Genomic DNA, 26,517 nt, shown 5'->3' on the forward strand with positions numbered 1-26,517 from the left:
ATAATAATTATTTGATCATTTTTTTGTATTTAATGCGATGTGGTTGAAGTGCTTCCGCGCCCAGAGTGCGTTTTTTGAAGTCTTCATATTCGGTGAAGTTACCTTCGAAGAACGCGACTTTACCTTCATCTTGATAATCAATAATGTGCGTTGCGATACGGTCAAGGAACCAACGGTCATGGGAAATGACCATTGCACAGCCCGGGAATTCTAATAAGGCGTTTTCCAGCGCACGCAGAGTTTCGATATCTAGGTCATTGGTTGGCTCATCTAATAACAGCATGTTACCGCCAACTTGTAACAGTTTGGCGAGATGCAGACGACCCCGTTCACCTCCGGAGAGTTCTCCTACGCGCTTACCCTGGTCTGTTCCTTTAAAGTTAAATCGACCGACATAAGCGCGGCTTGGCAGTTCGAAATTGCCAATACGCATAATATCTTGGCCGTTAGATACTTCTTCCCAGACGGTTTTGCTGTCGTCCATCTCATCACGGAACTGATCAACTGACGCGACTTTAACCGTGTCACCTAAACTGATGGTTCCTGAATCTGGTTGTTCTTGACCGGAGATCATGCGAAACAATGTTGATTTACCCGCTCCGTTCGGACCGATAATACCGACAATCGCTCCTTTAGGAATAGCAAAGCTCAGGTTATCGATCAGCATACGATCGTCATACGATTTGCTCAGATTCTCAACTTCGAGAACTTTATCGCCTAAACGTGGACCTGGTGGAATAAACAGCTCGCTAGTTTCGTTACGTTTTTGATACTCAACGTTATTAAGTTCTTCGAAACGAGCTAAACGGGCTTTGCCTTTGGCTTGGCGGCCTTTTGGATTTTGACGGATCCATTCAAGTTCTTTCTCGATAGATTTACGGCGAGCCGCTTCTGAAGAGGCTTCTTGCGCCAAGCGATTATCTTTTTGCTCTAACCAAGAAGAATAGTTACCTTCCCATGGAATACCTTCACCACGGTCAAGCTCTAAGATCCAACCAGCGACATTGTCTAAGAAGTAACGGTCATGGGTAATTGCCACAACAGTACCTTCATAATCATGTAAGAAGCGTTCTAACCAAGCGACGGATTCAGCATCCAAGTGGTTAGTTGGTTCATCGAGCAGCAGCATGTCTGGTTTTTCTAACAGTAAACGACAAATTGCTACGCGACGGCGTTCACCCCCAGATAAATGTTTAATTTGGGCATCCCAAGCAGGTAAGCGAAGTGCATCTGCCGCGCGCTCTAACTGGTTATCCAGATTATGGCCATCGTGTGATTGAATAATGGCTTCTAATTGACCTTGTTCTTTGGCTAATTGATCAAAATCAGCATCAGGATCTGCATAAGCCGCATACACTTCATCCAGACGATTCAGCGCATTTTTAACTTCGCTAACGCCTTCTTCGACCGCTTCACGTACGGTATGTTCTAAATTAAGTTTAGGTTCCTGTGGCAGGTAACCAATTTTAATTCCTGGTTGCGGGCGCGCTTCACCTTCAATATCTGTATCGATACCCGCCATAATGCGCAGTAAGGTGGATTTACCTGCCCCGTTAAGACCTAAAACACCGATCTTTGCTCCCGGAAAAAAGCTTAAAGAGATGTTCTTTAAAATATGCCGCTTAGGTGGGACAACTTTCCCCACGCGGTGCATAGAATAAACGTATTGAGCCAATTTTATATACCCTATGATTTCTAAAAGTTATCGTTTTTGCTATCGCTAATTAAATGAATTATATGATTTTTATCAGTTCTTTCTTTAACTTATAACTATTCTAAGTCAGCAGAATACTGATTAACCAATATCAGCTATCAGCAATAACCTGATTATCACTAATTGGATAAACTTGTTTGCTTGATAGTTTAGCCTTTTTTATTCTTTTATCCTATCTATCATGCTGGGTTTAGTCGTTTGTTTATGATTGTGCTTAAACTTATTTAAGAACTGATTATGAGCTGATGATGGGAGATGTGGTATTTTATTGTTATTAGCTAAATTATTCTGGTTAAACGCCGTAAACTTAGAGTGAGCAGTGTTAATCATCGTCTTAAAGTATTGAATAATCACATGCAAATAGATAAATATTTGATAAAGTGATGGATAATTATTGTTGTTAGCGAAAAAATTAAAATCATTTTCAGGTTAACGGTATAAATATCAAGGTAATAAGGAGCGGTGCTTCATGAATAAGTGGTGGATAGCAGCGATACCTGCTGCGGTAATGCTGGTATCAGCAGCCAGTTGGGCAGACAGTCTTTCGCAACAACGTGAACGTTATCAGGCGATTAAACAGGCTTGGGATGCTAAAAATATGGATGAAGTTGAGCGATTAATGCCAACTTTACAGGACTATCCATTATATCCTTATTTAGAGTATCGCGAATTATCCCAAGATATGGATATTGTCTCCGCCAAGCAAGTGAATGATTTTATTGCAACGCATCCTAATTTACCGCCAGCACGCTCGCTTAAAGCTCGATTTGTCAATGAATTAGCACGCCGTCAAGAATGGTCTGCATTATTGGCTTTTAGCCCCGAAGCGCCCAAGCCAGCAGAAGCAAGATGCAATTATTACTATGCTAACTGGGTAACAGGGCAACAACAAATTGCTTGGCAGGGCGCTGAAGAAGCTTGGCTGAATGGAAATTCAATGCCATCAAGTTGCGATAAGTTATTTGACGCTTGGGAAAAAGAAGGCCAATTAACCCCCGAATTGATCTTACAGCGTATTAGCTTAGCAATTAAAAGTGGAAATACCTCAATTGCGAGTTATTTGGCCAAGCGCTTACCTGCGAGTTATAAAACTATTTCTGATGCTTTAATTAAATTGCAAAATAATCCGGCATCGGTGACTGAATTCGCGCGCGAAACTGCAGCGACTGATTTTACTCGCGAAGCTACGTTAGCTGCGTTTAGCCGCTTTGCTCGTCAATCGCCAGATCAGGCGAGAGAAGCGATTAATACTATTGCTCGTGCGCAAAAAATGAATGCTAAAGAGCGTCAACAAATGAGTGAATCTGTCGCTTGGCAATATATGGGCGAGGTGACTCCTGAGCAGCAAAAATGGCGCGATGAGGTGATTAATAATTCTGATTCTGCATCATTATTGGAGCGTCGAGTTCGTTTATCATTAGGTTTAAATGATAAACCGGGCGTGGCTCAATGGCTGAAAAGACTGCCTGAAGAAAGTAAAACCAAAGAGGAATGGCAGTATTGGTTGGCGATGACGTTGATTGATCAAGGTAAAAAAGCTGAAGGTGAGGCTATTTTACGTAAGTTGATGGAGTCAAGAGGCTTTTATCCTATGGTTGCTGCACAGCAACTTAATCTAACATATCCTTTATATATCAAGGCTGCTGAACAACCTGATAGCAGTATAGCTTCATTGCCTGAAATTAATCGTATTCGTGAATTGATGTATTGGGAAATGGATAATCAGGCAAGAAATGAATGGATTAATTTAGTTTCAACTCAGCCAGCCAATAAACAAGAGCAACTTGCCCGCTATGCATTGCAACAAAATTGGGCCGATTTAAGCGTTCAGGCTACGATTAGTGCCAAACTTTGGGATCATCTAGAAGAGCGATTTCCATTAGCTTGGGGATCTGAATTTGATCGTTATACTAAAAATAAAAGTATCGATAAAAGTTATGCGATGGCGATTGCTCGCCAAGAAAGTGCTTGGAATCCTCAGGCACGTTCACCGGTTGGAGCAACAGGTTTAATGCAAATTATGCCAGCTACTGCAAAGCATACTGTTGATACTCAAGGGATTAGCGGCTATGTGAATAGTAGTCAGTTAGTTGATCCGATTAAAAATATCGAAATTGGTACTGCTTATTTAGAGTCGGTTTATCAACAGTTTGGTAATAACCGTATCTTAGCTAGCGCGGCGTATAATGCCGGTCCATCGCGAGTGAATCGTTGGCTTAATAATAGTGCAGGGCGTTTGGACGCCGTGGCATTTATTGAAAGTATTCCGTTCTCTGAAACCCGAGGCTATGTTAAAAATGTATTAGCTTACGATTTGTTTTATAAGAATTTTTTGCATCAAAAAGCGAATGTTCTGACTAATTCAGAGTGGTTAATGCGTTATTAAAGTAGGAAATGCGGTGATTTGTGTGCTTTTATGTTATGATTTGTACTAGTTGAATAGTATGGCGGAATAACATGGCAGCAAATCACCTTAATGATCCAGCGCTGATGGTTGATGAAAACGATGACTGGCAACGCTTTGTCCGGTTACTTCAGCATGCTTTTGAGCAAGATCTACAGCATCCAGTTCTGCAACTGTTATTAACTCCTGATGAACGTACGGCATTAGCAACTCGCGTACGTATTATTCAGGAATTAATGCGTGGAGAAATGAGCCAGCGGGAGTTAAAATCTGAGCTTGGTGTCGGGATTGCAACGATAACTCGTGGTTCAAATAGCTTGAAATCAGCACCGACAGACGTGAAAAACTGGTTAGAAGAACAGTTGCTTAAATAATTAGTTTTATCAATAAATTAAGCTAAATTTTACGAGAAAGGGGCAAACAATGCCCCTTTTAGTTTATTTTTTGGGTATAATCAATCTTCTATCTGGTTAAGCTCTTTATAAATTTCATGCTTGATGGGAACCAGTGCAAGTATCAGCGCTTGTTGGTATACGCTTGTGCGGGTTAATAAACCATTGGTGAAGAACCCTATTGCGCCACCTTGCTGTTTGATATTATCAATTCCGGTTAAATCTGCCATTTCATCACCTAGCTCGCGACCTTCACGAATTCCTGCTAGGATTTTCTCCGGTATCATTAAACTTGCAGAACGTGATTCTCCTCGAATTTGTTTATGTTCGACGACAATCCAAGCAAAAGTCATATCTTCATCAACCCCTGCTTCAATTCCCACCCAGAAGTCAGCTTCAGGGCGAACTTGACGTGACGCCATTACGCGTTGTCTTGCGCCTGTGCGTGTTTCATTATTACCGAGAGGTTGTTGTGGAACGCTGCTATCGACGTTGATGTCTTCAATTTGATAGTTGCCTGGTCCAAATACAGCATCGAAAGCAAGGGTAATCGCTTTTATTTTGGCAGGATTAGTCGTTGCAGCTATAACTTGATACATTAATTATTTTTCCTTTGAACATATATCGCGAAGTAATTACGGAACAAATCTATGTTACAGGTTTATCTTGTTCGCCATGGCGAAACCGAATGGAACGTGGCTCGCCGTATTCAGGGTCAGTCCGACAGTCCTTTAACTGAAACCGGGAAACAACAGGCCAGGCAGGTTGCGGAAAGAGTAAAATCCGAAGGTATAACGCATATTATCACTAGTGATATGGGGCGCACACGCGAAACTGCACAAATAATTGCACAACAATGTGATTGCCAAGTGATTGCCGATCCTCGTTTACGTGAATTAAACATGGGAGTACTAGAGCAACGCGATATCGATTCTCTTACTGAAACCGAAGAATTATGGCGTAAAAGCCTGATTGATGGTACGCCTGACGGACGAATTCCTGAAGGTGAATCAATGAATGAGTTGGCTACTCGTATGTTTGCGGCATTAGAAAACTGCCGTAATTTACCCGAGGGAAGTCGCCCATTATTGGTTAGTCATGGAATTGCATTAAGCGCATTACTTAGCCGAATTCTCGGAGTTCCAGCTCATTCGGAACGTCGTTTGCGTTTACGTAACTGTTCAATATCGCGGGTTGATTATCAAAATAGTCCGTGGTTAGCAAATGGTTGGATTGTTGAAACTGCTGGTGAAGTGACACATTTAACCCAGCCAGCACTGGATGAACAGCAAGCGTAAATTATATTTTATCTGCTAATGTGATGTTTCAGGCCGATTTCAATTGATAGAACTCGGCCTGAAATATCAGTAGTTGATGATATTATTGATATTTTAACTACGCTACTTTTGAATGGATGTCTATTTTATACGCGTTATTTCTAGATAATGGTATTTTCATCGATATATTTTCATTCTACTATAACCGCTTTATTAGAACTGTTTTTTAATTAGTACTGTTTTATTGGCACGTAGTAATCAAAAGCCGCGATATGATGTTTAGGATCAGCATTCTCCATATCTTCAGGAGACAGTGGTTTTAAAATATAATGTTCAATATCATAGCCCGATCGACGAGTTAATTTTAGTTGTGGCAAATACACACCGTAGATCATATGCAAAAATTCTTGCAGATTCTGGCGTGTAGGTTCCCCTCTAAAACCAAATTTCACATAATCACCGCCCGGTAAATTAATTTCTCGGTATTTATCATTATTCAAATCTGCATTTTTAGGCTCTACCGCTGTGGTATAAAATACTGTTTGATCATCGTCATGCTCTGAATTATGCACTACATGATGTAAACCAAAAACTTCTGTAGGAACGACGGTAGTATGACTTAAATAATAATGCCAAAAATCATGGCGCATTTTAGAGCAGGCTGTCGACCATTCTTCCAGGGCATAACTGCAACTTTGTTCGAAACCAAGTAATTGTTTTTCAGGTAAATTAACAAACTCAGGTTCAGCATGAGGGCGCTCATCGAGAATTATCGGCGGGCAAATACCCGTGGCACACCACTCTTCATTACGGCGGTATAATGCTGGTGTAATATTAAATTGTTTTTTAAAAGCACGCGTAAAGGTTTGTTGTGAATCAAAACGATACTGCAAAGCAATATCCAAAATTGGGCGACTAGTAAGCCTTAACGCAACAGCCGCACGAGAAAGACGCCTAGCACGAATATAGGAACCAATCGCTTGATTAGTGATCTCTTTGAACATTCGTTGCAAATGCCATTTGGAATATCCCGCTTTAGCGGCGACATTATCTAGCGAAAGGGGTTTGTCTAGATTTTCATCCAACCAGCGGAGAAGATCACGAATAATATTGGTCTGATCCATATATATTCCTAGTCAATTAGACCTGAAAAATTGATATAGGTGATTAACAATCCGCTATTCTATATCAAGTTAGCTTTTTCGTTTATAGTAAATACGTTTAATTCTATACTATTGTTCAGTAGGTTATTATTCACTACGTTATTTATCTGCTGGATATTCGGCTAAAAAATATTTAGAGAGAAAACAGTATGCGATTGCTTCATGTAAAAAACTTATTTTTAGCAGTGATATTAAGTGCTCTGCCAGCTATTTCTCATGCTGAAGTTGTTGGCTCTGTTGATACTGTTTTTAAAGTATTTGGGCCAGACCATAAGATTGTAGTCGAAGCATTTGATGATCCTGATGTTGAGAATGTCACGTGTTATATTAGTCGAGCCAAGACCGGTGGTATAAAAGGCGGGCTTGGTTTAGCCGAAGATACTGCAGATGCAGCGATTTCTTGTCAGCAGGTTGGGCCGATTACATTAACTGATCGGATTAAACGCTCGCCTAAAAAAGGACAAGTGGTATTTCAAAAACGGACATCCTTAGTTTTCAAAAAATTGCAGGTAGTGCGTTTTTATGATGATAAACGCAATGCTCTGATTTACCTTACTTATTCAGATAAAGTTATTGAAGGCTCCCCGGATAACGCATTAAGTGCCGTACCGATCATTCCTTGGCATTAAACCTGAATAAAAAAATAACCGACGCTGGTCATATCAGCGTCGGTTATTTTTATATCAAAATGATTTAGACTAATATTATTCGACTAAATCACCACAGAAACGATAGCCTTCACCGTGAATAGTCGCGATGATTTCTGGTGTGTCTGGTGTCGATTCAAAATGCTTACGGATGCGACGAATAGTCACATCAACTGTACGATCATGAGGTTTAAGCTCACGGCCAGTCATTTTTTTCAGCAGTTCTTCACGGGTTTGAATTTTGCCCGGATTTTCACAGAAATGCAGCATGGCACGGAACTCACTGCGTGGCAGCTTGTAGTGCTCGCCAGCTGGGCTAACTAATGAACGGCTGTTAATGTCTAATTCCCAGCCATTAAACTTATAGCTTTCTACTTGGCGACGCTCTTCGCTATTACCTGCTAAATTCATCGTACGAGAAAGCAAGTTACGTGCACGAATAGTTAATTCGCGAGGATTAAACGGCTTAGTAATGTAATCATCAGCACCAATTTCTAGGCCGAGAATTTTATCAACTTCGTTATCACGGCCAGTTAAAAACATTAATGCAATACTTTCTTGTTCACGTAATTCACGAGCCAGTAATAAACCATTTTTACCGGGTAAATTAATATCCATAATGACCAGATTAATATCATGGTCAGATAATACATTGTGCATTTCAGCGCCATCAGTAGCTTCGTGAACAATATATCCTTCTGCTTCAAAAATGCTTTTGAGTGTATTGCGTGTGACAATCTCGTCTTCAACAATTAAAATGTGAGGGGTTTGCATAGTTGCTACCTAAATATTTAAAAATAGAAATCGTAGACTTAAGTTATGTTTTTAGTGAATGAGTTATTTATTCTTTTTGGGAACCAAAAACCTGACATAAGTTATTAATCTTGTATTACAAAACACCAATGCATTGAATACTACTATATTTTATTCTATAGGAAGTAAGGATAAATATAGATATTTTATGGCATGGTTTTGTTAACAGCAATATAACAGCTAATACTGCATTTACCACCTAAAAAAATAACTTTTATTGATACATATCAAAATTAATTGTAGCACGTTAACAAAGTTTTCGATGTGTAAATTATGATAAATAAATATAAATTTTATCATAAAAGTAGAGCTAACGAGTGTGAAATTTAGGTTTTTTGGTTCTCTTTTCGGGGACTATTTCATGGTTATTTATTGAACATTAATGTGCTTAAGTTATCAACATTTAAATTAAAGTTAAATATTTTTGTTATTTAAGCTAACTTAGTTGTTTATATTGGTTTTTTAGTATATTACCGACGATGAATATTTTTTAAAATCAGAAGTTGGTATATTTACTGTAATTTGTCGATTGATATTGAGCTTGAAAATAGCTAACAATTTGACAATTTATGCTGATTGCTTTAACCAGTATAGGGTAGAAGTTAACGACTCAATAGACAGACAGGAATTTATGCGCACAATCGGCCTGACAACCATTATTATTACAACCACCACCGAAACCACAGGTAACGGGGCGGGCTGACGCATCTTAAAAAACAAATGAAAAAAGCCCGCATCCAATAAGATGCGGGCTTTTTTTTGAGGCAAGGATCAGGAGATAAATACCATGCGAGTATTAAAATTTGGCGGAACTTCAGTCGCAAATGATCAACGGGTATTAAACGTTGCTGAGATTGCGGAAAGTAAACTTGAAGATGGACAGGTCGCGTTGGTGCTTTCTGCACCGGCAAAAATTACCAATCATTTGGTGGCAATGATTGAAAAAACAGTAGAAGGTAAAGATGTCATTACTCATGTGAATGATGCTGAGCAGATCTTCGATACGTTATTAACAGGTTTACGCGATAAGCAGCCTGGTTTTGATTACGAACGACTCAAAAAACTCACTGAAAACGAATTCGCCCAAATTAAACAAGTACTGCATGGTATTTCTCTTCTAGGTCAATGCCCAGACAGCATCAATGCTACTATTATTTGCCGTGGTGAAAAACTATCTATCGCTATTATGGAATCAGTATTAACTGCCCGTGGCCATAAAGTAACTGTAATAGATCCGGTGAAAAGTTTACTCGCGAAAGGGCATTATTTAGAATCGGCAGTGGATATAAGTGAATCAACACAACGTATTTCTGCATTAAATATTCCTTCTGATCATATAATTTTAATGGCAGGATTTACTGCAGGAAATGAGAAAAACGAATTAGTTGTTCTTGGCCGTAATGGTTCAGATTATTCGGCCGCAGTATTAGCAACTTGCTTGCGTGCTGATTGCTGTGAAATATGGACGGATGTTGATGGAGTCTATACTTGTGACCCACGAGTTGTTGCTGATGCCCGATTATTAAAGGGCATGTCTTATCAAGAAGCAATGGAACTTTCTTATTTTGGCGCTAAAGTTTTACATCCCCGCACTATTGCTCCAATTGCTCAATTCCAAATTCCTTGTCTGATCAAAAATACTACTAATCCATCCGCTCCTGGAACATTAATTGGAGATGGACAAAAAGATGACAGTACGCCAGTTAAAGGGATTACTAATCTCAGTAATATGGCGATGATCAACGTATCTGGGCCGGGTATGAAAGGCATGGTCGGTATGGCTGCGCGTATTTTTTCTGTCATGTCACGTAAAGGCATCTCAGTCGTGTTAATTACGCAATCATCTTCTGAATATAGCATCAGTTTTTGTGTGCCACAAAATGAATTGAAACGTGCGCGTTTAGCGTTGGAAGAAGAATTTTATCTGGAGCTAAAAGACGGTCTATTAGACGAGCTGGATGTTATGGAACAGCTGTCGATCATTTCGGTTGTTGGTGACGGAATGCGTACTTTGAAAGGAATTTCAGCCCGTTTCTTTGCGGCATTAACTCGCGGTAATATTAATATTGTGGCGATAGCTCAAGGGTCATCAGAGCGTTCTATTTCTGCGGTTATTGCTAATGAAGCGGGAACGACTGCGGTACGCTTATGTCATCAGATGCTGTTCAATACAGCGCAAGTAGTTGAAGTCTTTATTGTTGGTGTCGGTGGCGTGGGTAGCGCATTGATTGAACAAATTCATCGTCAGCAGCAATGGTTACGCCAAAAACATATCGATTTGCGTGTTTGTGGGATTGCTAATTCAAAAGCTATGCTAACAGATATGCAAGGGATAGATTTGAGTCACTGGGCATCTGCGCTGACAGAAGCTTCTGAGCCATTTAGTTTAAGCCGTTTAATTCGTTTAGAGCGTGAATATCACTTCTTGAACCCTGTTATTGTTGATTGTACTTCTAATCAGGCGATTGCTGAGCAGTACGTTAACTTCTTGCAAGATGGCTTTAATGTCGTTACTCCAAACAAGAAAGCCAATACTCTGAGCATGGATTATTATCATCAATTGCGCGTAGCAGCTGAACATTCAAAACGTAAGTTCCTTTATGATACTAACGTCGGTGCGGGATTACCGGTGATTGAAAACTTACAAAATTTATTAAATGCCGGGGATGAATTAGTCCATTTTAGTGGAATACTATCAGGATCATTATCCTTTATTTTTGGTAAGTTAGATGAAGGCATGTCGTTATCTGAAGCTACGTTATTAGCTAAAGAAAAAGGATTTACTGAGCCCGATCCTCGTGATGATCTTTCGGGAATGGATGTGGCGCGTAAATTACTTATCCTCGCCCGTGAAGCGGGTTATAAATTAGAATTAGACGATATTAATATCGAACCGGTATTACCGGCTGATTTCGATAGCAGTGGCGATGTTGCTGAATTTATGACCCGTTTGCCTTCATTAGATCAACAGTTTGCAGACAAACTTCACCAAGCAGCAGTGGATGAGAAAGTGCTGCGTTATGTTGGTATGATTGAAGAAGGGCGTTGTCAGGTTAAAATGGTTGCTGTAGATGGCAACGATCCACTGTTTAAAGTTAAAAACGGTGAGAATGCCTTAGCCTTCTATACACGCTATTATCAACCCATCCCGTTAGTGCTGAGAGGCTATGGTGCGGGTAATGATGTCACAGCAGCCGGTGTTTTTGCTGATGTATTACGTACTTTATCGTGGAAACTGGGGGTTTAAAAGTGGTTAAAGTTTATGCGCCAGCATCAATTGGGAATGTCAGTGTCGGATTCGATGTGCTGGGTGCAGCAGTTTCTCCGATTGATGGCACGTTATTAGGTGACTGTGTTACCGTCAAATCAGCCGATGGATTCTCACTAAAAAATGAAGGGCGCTTTGTTAGTAAACTCCCTAAAAAACCTGAACACAATATCGTTTATCAATGCTGGCAATTATTTTGTGAGCGGCTTGGCAACACATTGAATGTTGAAATGATATTAGAAAAAAATATGCCAATCGGCTCGGGATTAGGATCAAGTGCTTGTTCCGTTGTTGCTGGATTAATGGCATTAAATGAATATGCGGGAAAGCCGTTTAACGAAACCACACTGTTAGAAATGATGGGTGAACTTGAAGGGCGAATTTCAGGCAGCGTTCATTACGATAATGTGGCTCCATGTTATTTGGGCGGTTTACAGCTGATCCTCGAACAAAATGGAATTATTTCACAACCTGTACCCGCCTTCGAACAGTGGTTCTGGGTTATGGCTTATCCTGGAATTAAAGTTTCCACGGCAGAGGCGCGTGCAATTTTACCAGACAGCTATTCGCGTAAAGATATTATTAATCATGGGCGTTATTTATCCGGTTTTATTCATGCTTGTCATACTCAGCAGCCAGAATTAGCCGTAAGCATGATTAAAGATGTGGTTGCCGAGCCATACCGAACTCAATTATTGCCAAGGTTTGCACAAGCAAGAGAAGCCGCACGTGAAATTGGTGCATTGGCTTGTGGGATTTCTGGTTCAGGGCCGACATTATTTGCTATTTGTAATGATCAACAAACCGCTGAAACAATGGCTGAGTGGCTGGAACAAAATTACGTTCAAAATGATGAAGGATTTGTGCATATCTGCCGTCTGGATCTCGCAGGCGCAAGGACAATAGGGTAAATAATGAAACTGTATAATTTAAAAGATAATAGTGAACAAGTCAGTTTTGCGCAGGCGGTTAAACAAGGGTTAGGCAGACAACAAGGGCTGTTTTTTCCTCAAGATCTGCCAGAATTTAGCCGTGATGAAATTAATCAATTATTAAAATTAGATTTTGTCACACGCAGTAGCCGCATTCTATCTGCTTTTATTGGCGATGAAATTCCTGCGGAGCAATTAGCTGAGCGAGTTAAAACTGCGTTTGCTTTTCCTGCGCCAGTGGTTGAAGTTGAGAATGATGTGGCGAGTCTAGAGCTATATCATGGACCTACATTAGCATTTAAAGATTTTGGTGGCCGTTTCATGGCTCAAATGCTGACACAAGTTGCGGGTAATGAGCCGGTAACAATTTTAACCGCCACATCAGGTGATACTGGAGCCGCGGTAGCACATGCGTTTTATCGTTTAAATAACGTTCGTGTTGTTATCCTTTACCCAGAGGGCAAAATTAGCCCATTACAGGAAAAATTATTCTGCACGCTGGGTGAAAACATCCACACCGTAGCAGTTAAAGATGATTTTGATGCTTGCCAAGCGTTAGTAAAACAAGCGTTCGATGATGAAGAATTAAAAAAAGCGGTACATCTAAACTCAGCTAACTCTATTAACATCAGTCGTTTATTAGCACAAATTTGTTATTACTTTGAAGCTGTCTCACAAATAGCTGAAGATAAACGTGAACAGTTAGTTATTTCAGTTCCAAGTGGTAATTTTGGTGATTTAACCGCGGGCTTATTGGCTAAAGCCATGGGTTTACCTGTTAAACGCTTTATTGCAGCGACTAACGTTAATGATACTGTGCCGCGTTATTTAGAAAATGGAAAATGGCTGCCACATCAAACCATAGCGACATTATCTAATGCCATGGATGTTAGCCAGCCGAACAACTGGCCGCGTATTGAAGAGTTATTCCAGCGCAAAGGCTGGTCATTGAGTGAGTTAGCTCATGGCGCAGTTACTGATGAAGTAACAAAAGAAACGGTACGTGAATTAGATAAAAAAGGTTATCTTTCTGAGCCACATGCTGCGGTCGCTTATCATGTTCTGCGTAATCAACTGCAAGCTGGCGAATATGGGTTATTCTTAGGAACAGCTCATCCAGCCAAGTTTAAAGAGAGCGTAGAAGCTATTTTGCAAAAAACATTACCGCTGCCACAGGCATTGGCGGAGCGCGCTGAATTGCCATTGTTGTCACATTATTTACCGGCTGATTTTAGCCAGTTACGTGATTTTTTGATGAAAGTTGCGAATAAATAATCAGTAAAAACGGAAGCTAAATGCTTCCGTTTTTTTATGGTTTATAGCATATAGTGTATTGTGCATACCTTATAGCCTATAGTACGAGATAGGATTGGTCAGATAGCGTGATTTGCTGAAATTAAAACTGCTCAGCGCGTTTAAACACTAATTCATTATCTTGTGATGCAGACTCGGCAAAAACATAGCCCTCAAGATTGAATTCAGTCAGCTGATCTACGGTAGTTAACTGATTTTGAATAATAAAGCGGCTCATCAACCCTCGAGCTTTTTTAGCGTAGAAGCTGATGACTTTAAATTGTCCATTTTTCTCGTCAAGAAAAACAGGCTTGATAATTGTGGCTTCCAGTTGTTTTTGGTTAACGGCTTTAAAATATTCATCTGAGGCTAAATTAATTAAGATATTATCACCTTGCTGTCTAATAGCTTGGTTTAGTTGCTGTGTAATAATATCGCCCCAAAATTCGTACAGATCTTTACCACGGTGATTTTTAAGCCGCGTTCCCATTTCTAGACGGTAAGGTTGCATTAAATCTAGTGGACGTAAAACACCATATAGGCCAGATAGCATTCTTAAATGCTGCTGTGCAAAGGTAAAATCTGCAGAACTAAAAGTTTCAGCTTGCATACCCGTATAAACATCGCCTTTAAAAGCCAGAATAGCTTGGCGAGCGTTTTCTGGTGTAAAATTAGGCTGCCATTCGCCAAAGCGAGCTGCATTTAATCCGGCAATTTTATCACTCACTTTCATTAAACGGCTGATATCGGCAGGTGTTAGCTGTCGGCATATATCAATAAGCTGCTGTGACTGTTCGAGTAATTCAGGTTGTGTAAACTCTTTTGTCACTAAAGGTGTTTCATAATCCAATGTTTTTGCAGGCGAAATAGTAATCAGCATAAAAATTAATCCCTGTAAGACAATATTGTATTTACTGTAACAAAATTTAATGCAAAAAGGTTAATAGCTGAAATAAGAAAAAATGATTAACATTTTAATCATATTCGTCTTATTCTATTATGATGGCTTAATGGATTCAGTTTTAATTTCACTAGCGAAATCGTTTGCTAATCAAATAGTTGAGTTTGAAATGATTAAGCTCCTTGCAGCTAACTACGTCCGTGTTATTATCAATGAACGGTACGGCATTTGCCTCAACTCCATCTATAACAACGAGATTATAAGAAATGACCGATAAATTAACCTCCTTACGTAAATTAACCACCGTAGTTGCAGATACTGGCGATATTGAAGCGATGAAGCTTTATAAACCTGAAGATGCGACAACTAACCCATCTCTTATCCTTAATGCTGCACAAATTCCTGAATACCGTAAACTTATCGATGAAGCGGTAGAATGGGCACGTAAGCAAAGTGATAATCGTGCTCAACAAATTATTGATGCGTGCGACAAACTTGCAGTCAATATTGGTTTAGAAATCCTAAAATTAGTTCCTGGTCGTGTTTCAACTGAAGTGGATGCGCGTCTGTCATACGATACCGAAGCGTGTATCGCTAAAGCTCGTCGTTTAATTAAACTGTATAATGAAGCGGGTATTAGCAACGACCGTATTCTGATCAAATTGGCCTCAACTTGGCAGGGTATTCGTGCTGCAGAACAACTGGAAAAAGAAGGTATCAACTGTAATCTGACCTTATTGTTCTCCTTTGCTCAAGCGCGTGCTTGTGCAGAAGCCGGTGTTTTCCTGATCTCTCCATTCGTTGGCCGTATTTTGGATTGGCATAAAGCTAACAGTGATAAAAAAGAATACGCACCACAGGAAGATCCAGGTGTTATTTCTGTAACTGAAATTTATAATTTCTATAAAGAACATGGCTTTAAAACGGTTGTTATGGGCGCAAGCTTCCGTAACAGCGGTGAAATTTTAGAGCTAGCGGGCTGTGACCGCTTGACTATTGCTCCAGCATTGCTCAAAGAATTGTCAGAAAGCCAAGGTGAAGTGGTACGTAAATTGACTGATGCTGGCAAAACCAAGCAGCTTCCTGCACCATTAACTGAAGCGGAATTCTATTGGGATCATAATCAAGATCCAATGGCGATTGATAAACTAGCGGAAGGTATCCGTAAATTTGCTATCGACCAAGAAAAACTGGAAAAAATGATCGCTGATTTACTGTAAGTAACTAGAGATTATTTTTAATAATATCTTACAGATAAGATATTAATTGATAAAAAGACTGCACCTGAGAAGGGCGGTCTTTTTTACGTTTAGCGAGTGTTGATAATAGTCTAATTTAATTATCAGCCATATGAATGTGAATTTAGGGTGATCACCGGTTTATTTTTATATCATTGTTAAACCAGAGTTAGCGTTAAATAAAAATTCACGTTAATTTATGGGGGTATAAATCCTGACAAATAATCGGGGGAAGTTATACGATAACATAGGATAACGCTGCAACTTTAATAACCCTCATGATACTATTTAGTTCATAGAAAAGCGGTGAGACGAGAGTACTTGCCTTTGAATATCTTTTGAATTTGAGCTATCCCGCGAGTTAATTAGAGGTTGGTATGAATGAGTTGCGCATAGGTCTGGTTTCGGTTTCCGATCGTGCTTCTAATGGTATTTATGAAGATAAAGGGATCCCTGCACTAGAAAATTGGTTATTTACGGTGATAACGACACCATTTAGTGTAGAAACCCGTTTAATCCCAGATGAGCAATCGCTGATTGAACAAACATTATGTGAGTTGGTTGATGAATTTGGCTGTCATTTAGTATTAACTACTGGGGGAACCGGGCCAGCGAGGCGGGATGTCACTCCTGATGCAACTTTGGCTGTTGCTGATCGTGAAATGCCTGGATTCGGTGAACAAATGCGGCAAATTAGCTTGCAGTTTGTTCCGACGGCTATTTTATCTCGTCAGGTTGGCGTTATTCGTCATCAATCATTGATATTGAATTTGCCTGGACAACCTAAAGCTATTGCGGAAACACTGGAAGGATTGAAAAATCAGCAAGGTGAGGTGATTGTAGCTGGTATTTTTGCTAGCGTTCCTTATTGCATTCAATTACTCGATGGCCCTTATGTAGAAACTAATCCAAAGATTGTAACAGCCTTTCGACCAAAATCTGCGATTCGTTAATTTAGGCATAAAAATTAATCAGGTGATTGAATTCACCTGATTAATCCAAATATATAACTAGCGTTGACCAATAGGCAGTACTGTACGCCCATATTGTTCATTTAATACTTCAGCCATTGCTAAATAAAATGCACTTGCTCCGCAAATAATTCCAACATAGCCAGCGATTTTTAATAATGACTCACTGCCGGTAAAATTAGCAATCGCCAGCAGAGCAAACAGAACAGTTAAGCTCCCAAAGACAAATTGCAAAGCGGTGTTAGCTTTAAGTGTGCCAACAAACATAAACAGAGTGAAAATTCCCCAAATTAGCAAATAGACTGCTAAAAATGCAGGCTCAGTCGGCTCTGCTAGCCCCATTGTAGGTAAAAATAGTAAGCCAACTAAAGTGAGCCAGAACATACCGTAAGAGGTAAAAGCCGTCGCAGCAAAAGTATTTCCTTTTTTATATTCGAAAATACCTGCGATAACTTGAGCTATACCACCGTAAAAAATTCCCATGCTCAAAATAACAGAGGCAAGGGGGAAAAAACCTGCATTATGAATATTTAATAGGATGGTTGTCATACCAAAACCTAGTAATCCTAATGGACCGGGATTCGCAAGCGTACTTGAGTGCATATAACCTCTGAAAAAGAATAATAATTTCAAATATATAATTAAAATAAAAAACCACGAGATTGACCGTGGCCGCGCATCATACGTACAATTAATCGTGCAGACAATGATCATGAGCTGTATTTTTTGATAAAAAATCTGAAAAATTTTTAATTTTCCCCTTGATGAATTAATTTATGCCCCCATCTTTTATATCAACCACAGTTATCGGTCTCATTCACTGTTATAGACAGAAATTTTTTTTGAGGTTGGAGAAAAAACTCCCTTGAAAATGAAATATTGAGCCTCATATAGATTGGTAACGAGATTTAATAAAAAGAATTCCTTTGGAGGCGTTTAGAATGGGTAAAATTATTGGTATCGACTTGGGTACTACTAACTCATGTGTAGCAATTATGGATGGCGCAAATGCGCGCGTATTAGAAAATGCTGAAGGCGATCGTACTACCCCTTCAATAATTGCTTATACACAGGACGGTGAAATTTTAGTAGGTCAGCCAGCAAAACGTCAGGCTGTAACTAATCCACAAAATACACTGTTTGCAATCAAACGTCTGATCGGTCGTCGTTTCCAAGACGAAGAAGTTCAGCGTGACGAATCAATCATGCCATTCAAAATTATCTCTGCTGATAATGGTGATGCATGGATTGATGTTAAAGGTCAAAAATTAGCTCCACCACAGATTTCTGCTGAAATCCTGAAAAAAATGAAGAAAACAGCAGAAGATTATTTAGGTGAGCCAGTGACTGAAGCAGTGATTACTGTTCCAGCTTACTTTAACGATGCTCAGCGCCAAGCAACTAAAGATGCTGGTCGTATTGCAGGTTTAGATGTTAAACGTATCATCAACGAACCAACAGCGGCTGCATTGGCTTACGGTTTAGATAAAGAAATCGGTAATCGTACTATTGCGGTTTATGACTTAGGTGGTGGTACATTCGACCTGTCAATTATTGAAATTGATGAAGTTGATGGCGAAAAAACTTATGAAGTTTTAGCAACCAATGGTGATACTCACTTAGGCGGTGAAGACTTTGATAACCGTCTGATTAACTATCTGGTTGACGAATTTAAGAAAGAACAAGGTGTTGATCTGCATAACGATCCACTGGCAATGCAACGTCTGAAAGAAGCCGCGGAGAAAGCTAAAATTGAGCTATCATCTGCACAGCAAACGGATGTTAACTTACCATACATCACTGCAGATGCATCAGGTCCTAAACATATGAATATTAAAGTGACTCGTGCAAAATTAGAGTCACTGGTAGAAGATTTAATCAAACGCTCTATGGAGCCAGTAAAAGTTGCTCTGAAAGATGCAAACTTAAGCGTAAACGAAATCAACGACGTTATTTTAGTCGGTGGTCAGACTCGTATGCCACTGGTACAGAAAGTTGTTGCTGATTTCTTTGGTAAAGAACCACGTAAAGACGTCAACCCTGACGAAGCAGTTGCGATTGGTGCTGCGGTTCAAGGTGGTGTGTTAGCGGGTGATGTTAAAGATGTGCTGTTACTTGACGTAACTCCATTGTCTTTAGGTATTGAAACTATGGGCGGTGTTATGACTGCTCTGATTGCTAAAAATACCACGATCCCAACTAAACACAGCCAAGTGTTCTCTACCGCTGAAGATAATCAATCAGCAGTAACAATTCACGTGCTGCAAGGTGAACGTAAACGTGCAAGTGATAACAAATCACTGGGCCAGTTTAATCTGGATGGTATCCAGGCTGCGCCTCGTGGGATGCCTCAAATCGAAGTTACTTTCGATATTGATGCTGATGGTATCTTGCATGTTTCTGCGAAAGATAAAAATAGTGGTCGTGAGCAACAAATTACCATTAAAGCATCTTCTGGTCTGAACGAAGAAGAAATCGCGAAAATGGTTAATGAAGCGGAAGCCAATGCTGAAGCTGACCGTAAATTTGAAGAATTGGTTCAAACGCGTAACCAAGCTGACCAACTGGTTCATGGTACACGTAAACAAATTCAAGAAGCCGGTGAGCAATTGCCAGCAGAAGATAAAGAGAAAATCGAAAAAGCTTTATCTGAACTGGAAGCCTCTCTAAAAGGTGAAGATAAAGCAGAAATCGAAGCGAAAATTCAAGCGCTGGTAGAAGCTTCATCTAAACTGATGGAAATGGCTCAGCAGCAAGCTCAAGCGGGTGCAGCAAATGCAGGCGCAGAAGCTAAAAAAGATGATGATGTTGTTGACGCAGAGTTTGAAGAAGTTAACGACAAAGACAAAAAATAAGGCCCTTAGCGGGCGCAGTGACCCGATAGGGAATAATCTTATCAGTTGCTGAATTCCGGACACGGGCGTTGAGGAAACTCTTCGCCCGTGTGCGTATGTTAAGGGTAAATTAAATGGCAAAAATAGATTTTTACGAAGTTTTAGGTCTTTCTAAAACCGCAACAGATCAAGAGATCAAAAAAGCGTATAAGCGCTTAGCGATGAAATACCATCCTGATCGTAATCAGGGCAATAAAGACGAATCTGAAAAAAAATTCAAAGAAATCAAGGAAGCATACGAAGTCCTTTCTGACGAGCAAAAACGTGCCGCTTATGACCAATATGGTCATGCAGCCTTTGAGCAAGGTGGAATGGGCGGAGGCGGCGGTGGCGGCTTCGGTGGTGGTTTCGGCGGTGGCGCTGATTTCAGCGATGTTTTTGGTGACGTCTTCGGCGATATATTCGGCGGAGGACGCCGTCAGCAACGCTCTAGTCGTGGATCTGATCTTCAGTACAACATCGACTTAACACTAGAAGAAGCTGTTCGTGGGGTGACCAAAGAGATCCGTATTCCTACATTACAAACTTGTGATGTTTGTCATGGTAATGGAGCGAAACCGGGTACTGATGTTGAGACTTGTTCTACCTGTCATGGTGCAGGCCAAGTTCATATGCGCCAAGGATTTTTCTCGGTTCAGCAGCCTTGTCCAACTTGTCATGGTCGTGGAAAAATTATTAAAGAGCCGTGCAACAAATGTCATGGGCATGGCCGAGTTGAGAAATATAAAACCTTATCCGTTAAGATCCCAGCGGGCGTTGATACTGGAGATAGAGTTCGCTTAAGTGGCGAAGGTGAAGCCGGAGATAATGGCGCACCAGCGGGTGATTTATATGTACAGGTAAGAGTTTTACCTCATCATATTTTTGAGCGAGATGATAATAACCTGCATTGCGAAGTGCCGATTAATTTCACCGTGGCTGCATTAGGCGGTGAAATTGAAGTGCCAACGCTGGATGGTCGAGTAAAACTTAAGATCCCAGCAGAAACGCAAACAGGCAAAATCTTCCGTATGAAGAATAAAGGTGTGAAATCTGTCCGTGGTGGACATCAGGGAGATTTGATGTGCCATATCGTGGTAGAAACACCGGTTAAACTCAACGAAAAACAGAAAGAATTATTACGAGAATTAGGCGAATCTTTAGGCGGGACTAGTGGCGAAAAAAATAGCCCGCGTTCAAAACGCTTTTTAGATAGCGTGAAAAAATTCTTTGATGATTTGACCAATAAATAATTTTTCTGTCGTTTATCATCATAGCTTAGCTGTATTCTAGTTAAAAATAACGCCCATATTATGAGAGTAATATGGGCGTTATTATTTTTAATAGAAAGGCGATTAGGAGGAGAAATGATCAGTGGCTCATTTTAGCTAGTAATACACCGCCTAGAATAACCACGCAGGCGATTATGCGTGTACGGTTAAAATGTTCTTTCAGAAAGACGATAGATAAAAACATCGCAAATAACACACTGGTTTCTCTTAAAGCGGCAACTAAAACAATTGACGATTTACTCATAGCCCAAATAACAATGCCATAACTCATTAATTGCATTAATCCACCGAATATCCCTATTTTCCAATAACGGCGACATCCCTTCAGTAGTGTGGTTCGGTATTTAATTATTGCTGGAATAATCAAAACTAGTCCATTGATAAAAAATAGCCACAGTGTATAGCTAAGTGGCGAATCGCCTGCTCTCGCACCTTGTCCATCGGCTAATGTATAGCAGGCGGTAAATAAGGCGGTAATTAGAGCATAAATTAATGCTTTTCCTTTAATATTCAGTTGTCGCTCTTTACCTACTAAAGCAATCAACAATACGCCGGTGATAATCAATAAAATACCGGCCAATTCGTTTAGAGATAGAGGATGATTAAAAATAATGATACTCAGAGCTGCCACCATAAGTGGTGCGGTACCGCGCGATATTGGATAAATTTGACTTAAATCGCCAGTTGAATAGGCTTTGCTCAGAAAAAAAGTATAACCAATATGAAATAAAGTGGATAAAGCTAGCCAAGGAATTGATTCAGATGGGGGAAACCCGACCCACAATAGTGCAGGCGCTGATAGTAAGCCTGAAAAGAAAGCAATGATAAGCAGACCAAACAATCGATCATTACCAAATTTAACTAGCGCATTCCAACTGGCATGGCAAAAAGCAGCAAATAATACGGCAAGTAATACAGAAATAGTCATAAGTTAATGTTGTCGCTCCGTATCTTAGAATCAGTCATGTGATGAGTTTCCACTGTATATTCCCACGTAATATGATGATGTTATGCGATCTGAATGGTTATCTTACAGTTTCTATTGTTATTTTTTCATCCTAACCTACGAAAAAAACAGCTTACCGCCGATAACATTAATATTAATGACTCTCGTACTAAATTTTGATAACTCACAAAATATAGTGTATTGAATATTAAGGTAACAATTAATTAACTGTATTTAGATTATTTAATCATGATAATCCTATAGCGTTGGTTTTTCCGAGTTATTATTCATAAATAAACGATTTTTTTCGAGTTGATTGTTAGCATAATATTAACAATCAAATCAATTTATAAGGTTAGTAAATATGACAGCAATTATACGTCAATTTCTCAGGTTAGAAGCAGCGGGTGGTTTGTTGCTTATTATTGCTGCCATTATCGCTTTGGTTATGGCAAATACACCATTACAGGCGATATATCAGCAATTTTTAGATATCCCAGTGGCAGTGAAAGTTGCTGCATTAGAGATTGATAAGCCACTTATATTGTGGATTAACGATTTTCTTATGGCGATCTTCTTTTTAGTGGTGGGCTTGGAAGTTAAAAGAGAATTATTGGAAGGCTCTTTGGCTGGGCGTGATAAAGCTATTTTCCCGGCGATTGCTGCGTTAGGCGGCATGATTGCGCCTGCGCTTATCTATCTAGTATTTAATGGTGCAGACGAGGTGACTCGACAAGGGTGGGCGATTCCTGCCGCAACGGATATTGCTTTTGCACTGGGTGTTATGGCGTTATTAGGTAAGCGTGTCCCTACAGAGCTTAAAGTTTTCTTGTTAGCACTAGCGATTATTGACGATTTGGGCGTGATTGTCATTATTGCGTTCTTCTATACTAAGTCGGTGTCACTCGTTGCATTAGGGTTAGCTGCCGTATGTATCTTATTGTTAATTTTGATGAACTGGCGCCGAGTGGAAAACTCATCAGCTTATTTAGTGGTTGGCTTAATCTTGTGGGTCTGTATTTTAAAATCAGGCGTACATGCGACGTTAGCCGGTGTCGTGGTCGGTTTCTTAATTCCGCTACGTGGTACCAGTAATACCAAACCCTCTGAAGAGTTGGAGCATGTTTTGCACCCGTGGGTTGCTTATTTAATTTTACCTCTGTTTGCTTTTGCAAATGCAGGCGTTCAACTTCAGGGTGTGACATTCGATGGATTAATTAGCACCTTGCCTTTAGGGGTAGCTGCTGGATTATTTATTGGTAAGCCATTAGGGATTTTTCTCTTTAGCGTGGTTTCGGTAAAACTAGGGTTGGCTAAGCTACCCGGTGAGATTAACCTGAAGCAAATTTTTGCTGTATCGGTACTTTGTGGGATCGGTTTTACTATGTCTATCTTTATTGCCGGTTTAGCCTTTGATGGGTTAGCTGAAAGCTACAGTACTTACTCGCGCCTAGGTATTTTAATTGGTTCGACGGTAGCTGCGGTGATCGGTTTTATCTTGTTAAAGTTATCCTTACCGAAACGAGCAACAATACAATCTTAGACTAAACTTTATAATTGTAATAAGATTTAACGTCAGAATTTCCGAATTAATCTTCAATTATGTGCTTGCAGTATGATTATTTTTTTCATACTGCAAGTATTTTATTGTTTTAGCTCCTTAGAATGGAGAACAGATAGAGGCTACTGAGTCTGTATTTGTTATTACTATTGTTGGCAGTACAGAAGGAATTGATATGCAGGTGTCACATTTAAACTTTAACCATCTTTATTATTTTTGGCATGTTTGTAAGGAAGGTTCGGTAGTTGGAGCCGCAGAAGCCTTGTATTTGACGCCACAAACCATTACAGGCCAAATTAAAGCACTGGAAGAACGGTTAGGGGGTAAATTATTTAAACGACAAGGACGAGGTTTAGTGCCTTCAGAATTGGGGCAGCTTATTTTCCGTTATGCGGATAAAATGTTTATGCTGAGCCAAGAAATGCTAGATATTGTGAATTATAGCCGTGAGTCAAATTTATTATTTGATGTTGGTGTGGCAGATGCATTATCTAAACGTTTAGTCAGTCGGGTACTTGAAACTGCGGTTGTGGAGCATGAACAAATTCATTTACGTTGTTTTGAATCGACTCATGAAATGTTATTAGAGCAGTTGAGTCAGCATAAATTGGATATGATCTTATCCGATTGCCCGGTTGATTCATCGCAACAAGAAGGATTGTTTTCGGTTAAATTAGGCGAATGTAGCGTAAGCTTTTTTTGCCGTCAGCCTGCACCTAAGAAACCATTTCCTGAATGTTTAGAAGAACGCCGTTTACTGATCCCGGGAAGACGTTCAATGCTAGGTCGTCATCTATTAACTTGGATCCGTAATAAAAATTTACAAGTTGAAGTGCTTGGCGAGTTTGATGATGCGGCATTAATGAAAGCGTTTGGTATGTATCATAATGCAATTTTTGTGGCACCATCATTGTATGCTAAGGATATTTTTTCCGATGATGAAGTAGTTGAGATAGGCACATTAGACAGCGTAAAAGAAGAGTATTATGTTATTTTTGCCGAACGTATGATCCAACACCCAGCGGTTCAACGAGTCTGCAATAAAGATTTTTCTGAATTATTTAATACACCGTTTAATCGATTAGAACAAAAAGTGTAATGACAGATATTTTATAGCAGATATAAAAAAACCGGCAGAGCCGGTTTTTTTAATTTAATCAAAAGCAAAAAATTACATTGCTTTGATTTGAGCTGCTAAACTGCTCTTATGACGTGCTGCTTTATTTTTGTGGATCAGGCCTTTAGTAGCGTGACGATCAACAATTGGTTGCATGTCATTGAATGCTTTCTGAGCAGCTTCTTTATCGCCAGAAGCGATAGCAACGTATACTTTCTTGATAAAAGTACGCACCATAGAACGACGGCTAGCGTTATGCTGACGACGTTTTTCTGACTGAATGGCGCGTTTCTTAGCTGATTTGATATTAGCCAAGGTCAAACTCCCAAATATATTCTTTCGAGGACATTCAAAGGTCGAGGAATATGCCCTGTCGCCCTTCATTTGTCAATGGATTTGTGCAAACAAGCGTCTTGTACATCGACACTATTGTTGCGTTGTGAATGGCGAAGGATTTTACCAGTTAACGCCACCAGAATACAGACTTTAACACGAAAAAATGTTAATTGATTAATCTGAAATGAAAACATTGTCACTAATCGGCATTTTTGTTCATAATTATCATAGAAAAGCATTTTATTTGTACAAATTATAACCGATAAAAAAATCACCTGTTTTTTGAGCGTGATAAAATGCAATAAATTTCATATTTTTCGAGACGTCAGGACAATTTTGTTGTATTGATCACTGATGTTAATGAAATCCTTTTACGATCTTGGGTTAACCTTGGGTCAAGTACAAGGTATAATCCAGTAATTTCCACGGTATTGAGCCTGTTATGGAGCTAATTCGCGGTATACAGAATATACGGGCGTGTCATCATGGTTGTGTATTAACAATCGGTAACTTTGATGGTGTGCATCGTGGACATCAAGCTTTATTGAAAAATTTAAAGCTTGAGGCACAAAGGTTGGGTTTACCTACTATGGTAATGATTTTTGAACCTCAGCCGTTAGAATTTTTTATGGGTGATAAAGCACCCGCACGTTTGACACGTTTGCGTGACAAAGTGAAATATCTTGCAGAAAATGGCCTTGATTATTTACTCTGTGTTGAGTTTAACGATCATTTCGCTTCACTGACGCCCGATGAATTTGTTTCACAATTACTGGTTAAAAAACTGGGTGTGAAATTTTTAGCCGTCGGTGATGATTTTCGTTTTGGTAAAAATCGTCAGGGCGACTTCAAATTCTTACAAGATGCGGGGAAGGCTTCTGGTTTTGAAGTGGCCAATACTGAAAGCTTTTGTGATTCAGGGCTGCGTATTAGCAGTACTGCAATACGCAAAGCAATCCAGCAAGATGACCTTTTATTAGCGGAAACGTTATTAGGTCACCCATATAGGATCAGTGGGCGAGTCGTTCACGGAAACCAACTCGGACGTACGATTGGCTTCCCAACCGCCAACCTACCGTTAAAGCGTTTGGTTGCCCCTGTAAAAGGGGTTTATGCGGTTGAAGTGTACGGACTAGACGAAAAACCGTTACCCGGTGTGGCGAATATTGGTACTCGGCCAACGGTCGCAGGCAAAGGTCAGCAACTAGAAGTTCATCTTATTGATACCTGCATGGACTTGTATGGTCGTCATATTGATGTTGTTTTGCGTAAAAAATTACGCGATGAGCAGCGATTTGCTTCACTCGATGCATTGAAGGAGCAGATCGCAAATGATGTGATCGCGGCAAGAAAATATCTGTCGCAATAAGTCATATAAT

22 protein-coding genes and 1 other annotated feature are annotated in these 26,517 nt (G+C 39.8%); of the genes, 14 read left to right on the forward strand and 8 right to left on the reverse strand.

What is annotated here, in order from left to right; translation table 11 throughout:
• Positions 1-7: 7 nt before the first annotated feature.
• Entirely contained in the window at positions 8-1,675 is a 1,668-nt protein-coding gene (gene ettA, locus M992_RS05105; protein ID WP_053907620.1) for an energy-dependent translational throttle protein EttA, read from the reverse strand.
• Positions 1,676-2,183: 508 nt separating this feature from the next.
• On the opposite strand from ettA, the gene sltY reads away from it, so the two are divergent.
• Both sltY and trpR read left to right on the forward strand, forming a co-directional pair.
• Positions 2,184-4,100, forward strand: coding sequence for a murein transglycosylase (gene sltY / locus M992_RS05110; protein ID WP_053907621.1), 1,917 nt, complete (start codon positions 2,184-2,186; stop codon positions 4,098-4,100).
• A 71-nt stretch (positions 4,101-4,171) separates the two neighbouring features.
• The gene (trpR, locus tag M992_RS05115; protein ID WP_053907622.1) at positions 4,172-4,492 is read left to right on the forward strand and encodes a trp operon repressor; all 321 of its coding nucleotides are present in this window, start codon (positions 4,172-4,174) and stop codon (positions 4,490-4,492) included.
• Between the two features lie 80 nt (positions 4,493-4,572).
• On the opposite strand, the gene yjjX is transcribed toward trpR, so the two are convergent.
• The gene (gene yjjX / locus M992_RS05120; protein WP_047255056.1) at positions 4,573-5,109 is read right to left on the reverse strand and encodes an inosine/xanthosine triphosphatase; all 537 of its coding nucleotides are present in this window, start codon (positions 5,107-5,109) and stop codon (positions 4,573-4,575) included.
• Positions 5,110-5,160: 51 nt separating this feature from the next.
• Here yjjX and gpmB point away from each other — a divergent pair, with 51 nt between their 5' ends.
• Positions 5,161-5,808, forward strand: coding sequence for a 2,3-diphosphoglycerate-dependent phosphoglycerate mutase GpmB (gene gpmB, locus M992_RS05125; RefSeq protein WP_047255057.1), 648 nt, complete (start codon positions 5,161-5,163; stop codon positions 5,806-5,808).
• Between the two features lie 209 nt (positions 5,809-6,017).
• On the opposite strand, the gene robA is transcribed toward gpmB, so the two are convergent.
• Positions 6,018-6,911, reverse strand: coding sequence for an MDR efflux pump AcrAB transcriptional activator RobA (gene robA / locus M992_RS05130; protein WP_053907623.1), 894 nt, complete (start codon positions 6,909-6,911; stop codon positions 6,018-6,020).
• Between the two features lie 188 nt (positions 6,912-7,099).
• Here robA and creA point away from each other — a divergent pair, with 188 nt between their 5' ends.
• Entirely contained in the window at positions 7,100-7,579 is a 480-nt protein-coding gene (gene creA, locus M992_RS05135) for a protein CreA (protein WP_053907624.1), read from the forward strand.
• A gap of 75 nt (positions 7,580-7,654) precedes the next feature.
• Here the strand turns inward: creA and arcA are convergent, their stop codons facing one another.
• Complete coding sequence (gene arcA, locus M992_RS05140; protein ID WP_047255060.1) at positions 7,655-8,371, reverse strand: two-component system response regulator ArcA; 717 nt, start codon at positions 8,369-8,371, stop codon at positions 7,655-7,657.
• Positions 8,372-9,048: 677 nt separating this feature from the next.
• Positions 9,049-9,172: a sequence feature (Thr leader region), on the forward strand.
• A 25-nt stretch (positions 9,173-9,197) separates the two neighbouring features.
• Between arcA and thrA the strand changes: the two genes are divergently transcribed.
• From thrA to thrC, 3 genes are read left to right on the forward strand one after another with little or no spacing between them, the layout of a single operon-like run.
• On the forward strand, positions 9,198-11,657 hold the full coding sequence (gene thrA, locus M992_RS05145) for a bifunctional aspartate kinase/homoserine dehydrogenase I (RefSeq protein WP_053907625.1): 2,460 nt from the start codon (positions 9,198-9,200) through the stop codon (positions 11,655-11,657).
• Positions 11,658-11,659: 2 nt separating this feature from the next.
• On the forward strand, positions 11,660-12,589 hold the full coding sequence (thrB, locus tag M992_RS05150) for a homoserine kinase (RefSeq protein ID WP_053907723.1): 930 nt from the start codon (positions 11,660-11,662) through the stop codon (positions 12,587-12,589).
• 3 nt (positions 12,590-12,592) lie between these two features.
• The gene (thrC, locus tag M992_RS05155) at positions 12,593-13,885 is read left to right on the forward strand and encodes a threonine synthase (protein WP_053907626.1); all 1,293 of its coding nucleotides are present in this window, start codon (positions 12,593-12,595) and stop codon (positions 13,883-13,885) included.
• 121 nt (positions 13,886-14,006) lie between these two features.
• On the opposite strand, the gene yaaA is transcribed toward thrC, so the two are convergent.
• A complete protein-coding gene (gene yaaA / locus M992_RS05160) occupies positions 14,007-14,783 on the reverse strand; it encodes a peroxide stress protein YaaA (protein ID WP_053907627.1) in 777 nt (258 codons plus the stop codon).
• Between the two features lie 287 nt (positions 14,784-15,070).
• Between yaaA and tal the strand changes: the two genes are divergently transcribed.
• Complete coding sequence (gene tal / locus M992_RS05170; protein WP_047255065.1) at positions 15,071-16,024, forward strand: transaldolase; 954 nt, start codon at positions 15,071-15,073, stop codon at positions 16,022-16,024.
• A gap of 395 nt (positions 16,025-16,419) precedes the next feature.
• A complete protein-coding gene (mog, locus tag M992_RS05175; RefSeq protein WP_053907628.1) occupies positions 16,420-16,995 on the forward strand; it encodes a molybdopterin adenylyltransferase in 576 nt (191 codons plus the stop codon).
• Between the two features lie 57 nt (positions 16,996-17,052).
• Here the strand turns inward: mog and satP are convergent, their stop codons facing one another.
• Complete coding sequence (satP, locus tag M992_RS05180) at positions 17,053-17,616, reverse strand: acetate uptake transporter (RefSeq protein ID WP_053907629.1); 564 nt, start codon at positions 17,614-17,616, stop codon at positions 17,053-17,055.
• A 338-nt stretch (positions 17,617-17,954) separates the two neighbouring features.
• Between satP and dnaK the strand changes: the two genes are divergently transcribed.
• Positions 17,955-19,868: a molecular chaperone DnaK gene (dnaK, locus tag M992_RS05185; protein ID WP_047255068.1), complete on the forward strand. Its 1,914-nt coding sequence runs from the start codon at positions 17,955-17,957 to the stop codon at positions 19,866-19,868.
• Between the two features lie 113 nt (positions 19,869-19,981).
• On the forward strand, positions 19,982-21,139 hold the full coding sequence (gene dnaJ / locus M992_RS05190; protein WP_053907630.1) for a molecular chaperone DnaJ: 1,158 nt from the start codon (positions 19,982-19,984) through the stop codon (positions 21,137-21,139).
• A 118-nt stretch (positions 21,140-21,257) separates the two neighbouring features.
• On the opposite strand, the gene M992_RS05195 is transcribed toward dnaJ, so the two are convergent.
• Positions 21,258-22,106, reverse strand: a complete 849-nt coding sequence (locus tag M992_RS05195) for a DMT family transporter (RefSeq protein ID WP_053907631.1) — start codon at positions 22,104-22,106, stop codon at positions 21,258-21,260.
• 382 nt (positions 22,107-22,488) lie between these two features.
• Between M992_RS05195 and nhaA the strand changes: the two genes are divergently transcribed.
• Both nhaA and nhaR read left to right on the forward strand, forming a co-directional pair.
• Positions 22,489-23,667 carry a Na+/H+ antiporter NhaA gene (gene nhaA / locus M992_RS05200; protein WP_053907632.1) on the forward strand — a complete coding sequence of 393 codons (1,179 nt, stop codon included), beginning with the start codon at positions 22,489-22,491 and terminating at the stop codon, positions 23,665-23,667.
• Positions 23,668-23,860: 193 nt separating this feature from the next.
• A complete protein-coding gene (nhaR, locus tag M992_RS05205; RefSeq protein ID WP_053907633.1) occupies positions 23,861-24,784 on the forward strand; it encodes a transcriptional activator NhaR in 924 nt (307 codons plus the stop codon).
• A gap of 72 nt (positions 24,785-24,856) precedes the next feature.
• Here the strand turns inward: nhaR and rpsT are convergent, their stop codons facing one another.
• Complete coding sequence (gene rpsT, locus M992_RS05210; RefSeq protein WP_047255073.1) at positions 24,857-25,117, reverse strand: 30S ribosomal protein S20; 261 nt, start codon at positions 25,115-25,117, stop codon at positions 24,857-24,859.
• A gap of 463 nt (positions 25,118-25,580) precedes the next feature.
• On the opposite strand from rpsT, the gene ribF reads away from it, so the two are divergent.
• Positions 25,581-26,507, forward strand: a complete 927-nt coding sequence (gene ribF / locus M992_RS05220; RefSeq protein ID WP_053907635.1) for a bifunctional riboflavin kinase/FAD synthetase — start codon at positions 25,581-25,583, stop codon at positions 26,505-26,507.
• Positions 26,508-26,517: the final 10 nt, after the last annotated feature.

The sequence above is a fragment of the Moellerella wisconsensis ATCC 35017 genome, from assembly GCF_001294465.1.
GTDB classification, from domain to species: domain Bacteria; phylum Pseudomonadota; class Gammaproteobacteria; order Enterobacterales; family Enterobacteriaceae; genus Moellerella; species Moellerella wisconsensis.

What these genes read in the sequence shown, in the direction of transcription:
- gpmB (WP_047255057.1), top strand. Translation starts at nt 5,161, where the DNA reads ATGTTACAGGTTTATCTTGTTCGCCATGGCGAAACCGAATGGAACGTG.
- tal (WP_047255065.1), top strand. Translation starts at nt 15,071, where the DNA reads ATGACCGATAAATTAACCTCCTTACGTAAATTAACCACCGTAGTTGCA.
- dnaJ (WP_053907630.1), top strand. Translation starts at nt 19,982, where the DNA reads ATGGCAAAAATAGATTTTTACGAAGTTTTAGGTCTTTCTAAAACCGCA.
- nhaA (WP_053907632.1), top strand. Translation starts at nt 22,489, where the DNA reads ATGACAGCAATTATACGTCAATTTCTCAGGTTAGAAGCAGCGGGTGGT.
- creA (WP_053907624.1), top strand. Translation starts at nt 7,100, where the DNA reads ATGCGATTGCTTCATGTAAAAAACTTATTTTTAGCAGTGATATTAAGT.
- M992_RS05195 (WP_053907631.1), bottom strand. Translation starts at nt 22,106, where the DNA reads ATGACTATTTCTGTATTACTTGCCGTATTATTTGCTGCTTTTTGCCAT.
- satP (WP_053907629.1), bottom strand. Translation starts at nt 17,616, where the DNA reads ATGCACTCAAGTACGCTTGCGAATCCCGGTCCATTAGGATTACTAGGT.
- sltY (WP_053907621.1), top strand. Translation starts at nt 2,184, where the DNA reads ATGAATAAGTGGTGGATAGCAGCGATACCTGCTGCGGTAATGCTGGTA.
- arcA (WP_047255060.1), bottom strand. Translation starts at nt 8,371, where the DNA reads ATGCAAACCCCTCACATTTTAATTGTTGAAGACGAGATTGTCACACGC.
- ribF (WP_053907635.1), top strand. Translation starts at nt 25,581, where the DNA reads ATGGAGCTAATTCGCGGTATACAGAATATACGGGCGTGTCATCATGGT.
- nhaR (WP_053907633.1), top strand. Translation starts at nt 23,861, where the DNA reads ATGCAGGTGTCACATTTAAACTTTAACCATCTTTATTATTTTTGGCAT.
- robA (WP_053907623.1), bottom strand. Translation starts at nt 6,911, where the DNA reads ATGGATCAGACCAATATTATTCGTGATCTTCTCCGCTGGTTGGATGAA.
- mog (WP_053907628.1), top strand. Translation starts at nt 16,420, where the DNA reads ATGAATGAGTTGCGCATAGGTCTGGTTTCGGTTTCCGATCGTGCTTCT.
- thrC (WP_053907626.1), top strand. Translation starts at nt 12,593, where the DNA reads ATGAAACTGTATAATTTAAAAGATAATAGTGAACAAGTCAGTTTTGCG.
- trpR (WP_053907622.1), top strand. Translation starts at nt 4,172, where the DNA reads ATGGCAGCAAATCACCTTAATGATCCAGCGCTGATGGTTGATGAAAAC.
- yaaA (WP_053907627.1), bottom strand. Translation starts at nt 14,783, where the DNA reads ATGCTGATTACTATTTCGCCTGCAAAAACATTGGATTATGAAACACCT.
- dnaK (WP_047255068.1), top strand. Translation starts at nt 17,955, where the DNA reads ATGGGTAAAATTATTGGTATCGACTTGGGTACTACTAACTCATGTGTA.
- thrA (WP_053907625.1), top strand. Translation starts at nt 9,198, where the DNA reads ATGCGAGTATTAAAATTTGGCGGAACTTCAGTCGCAAATGATCAACGG.
- yjjX (WP_047255056.1), bottom strand. Translation starts at nt 5,109, where the DNA reads ATGTATCAAGTTATAGCTGCAACGACTAATCCTGCCAAAATAAAAGCG.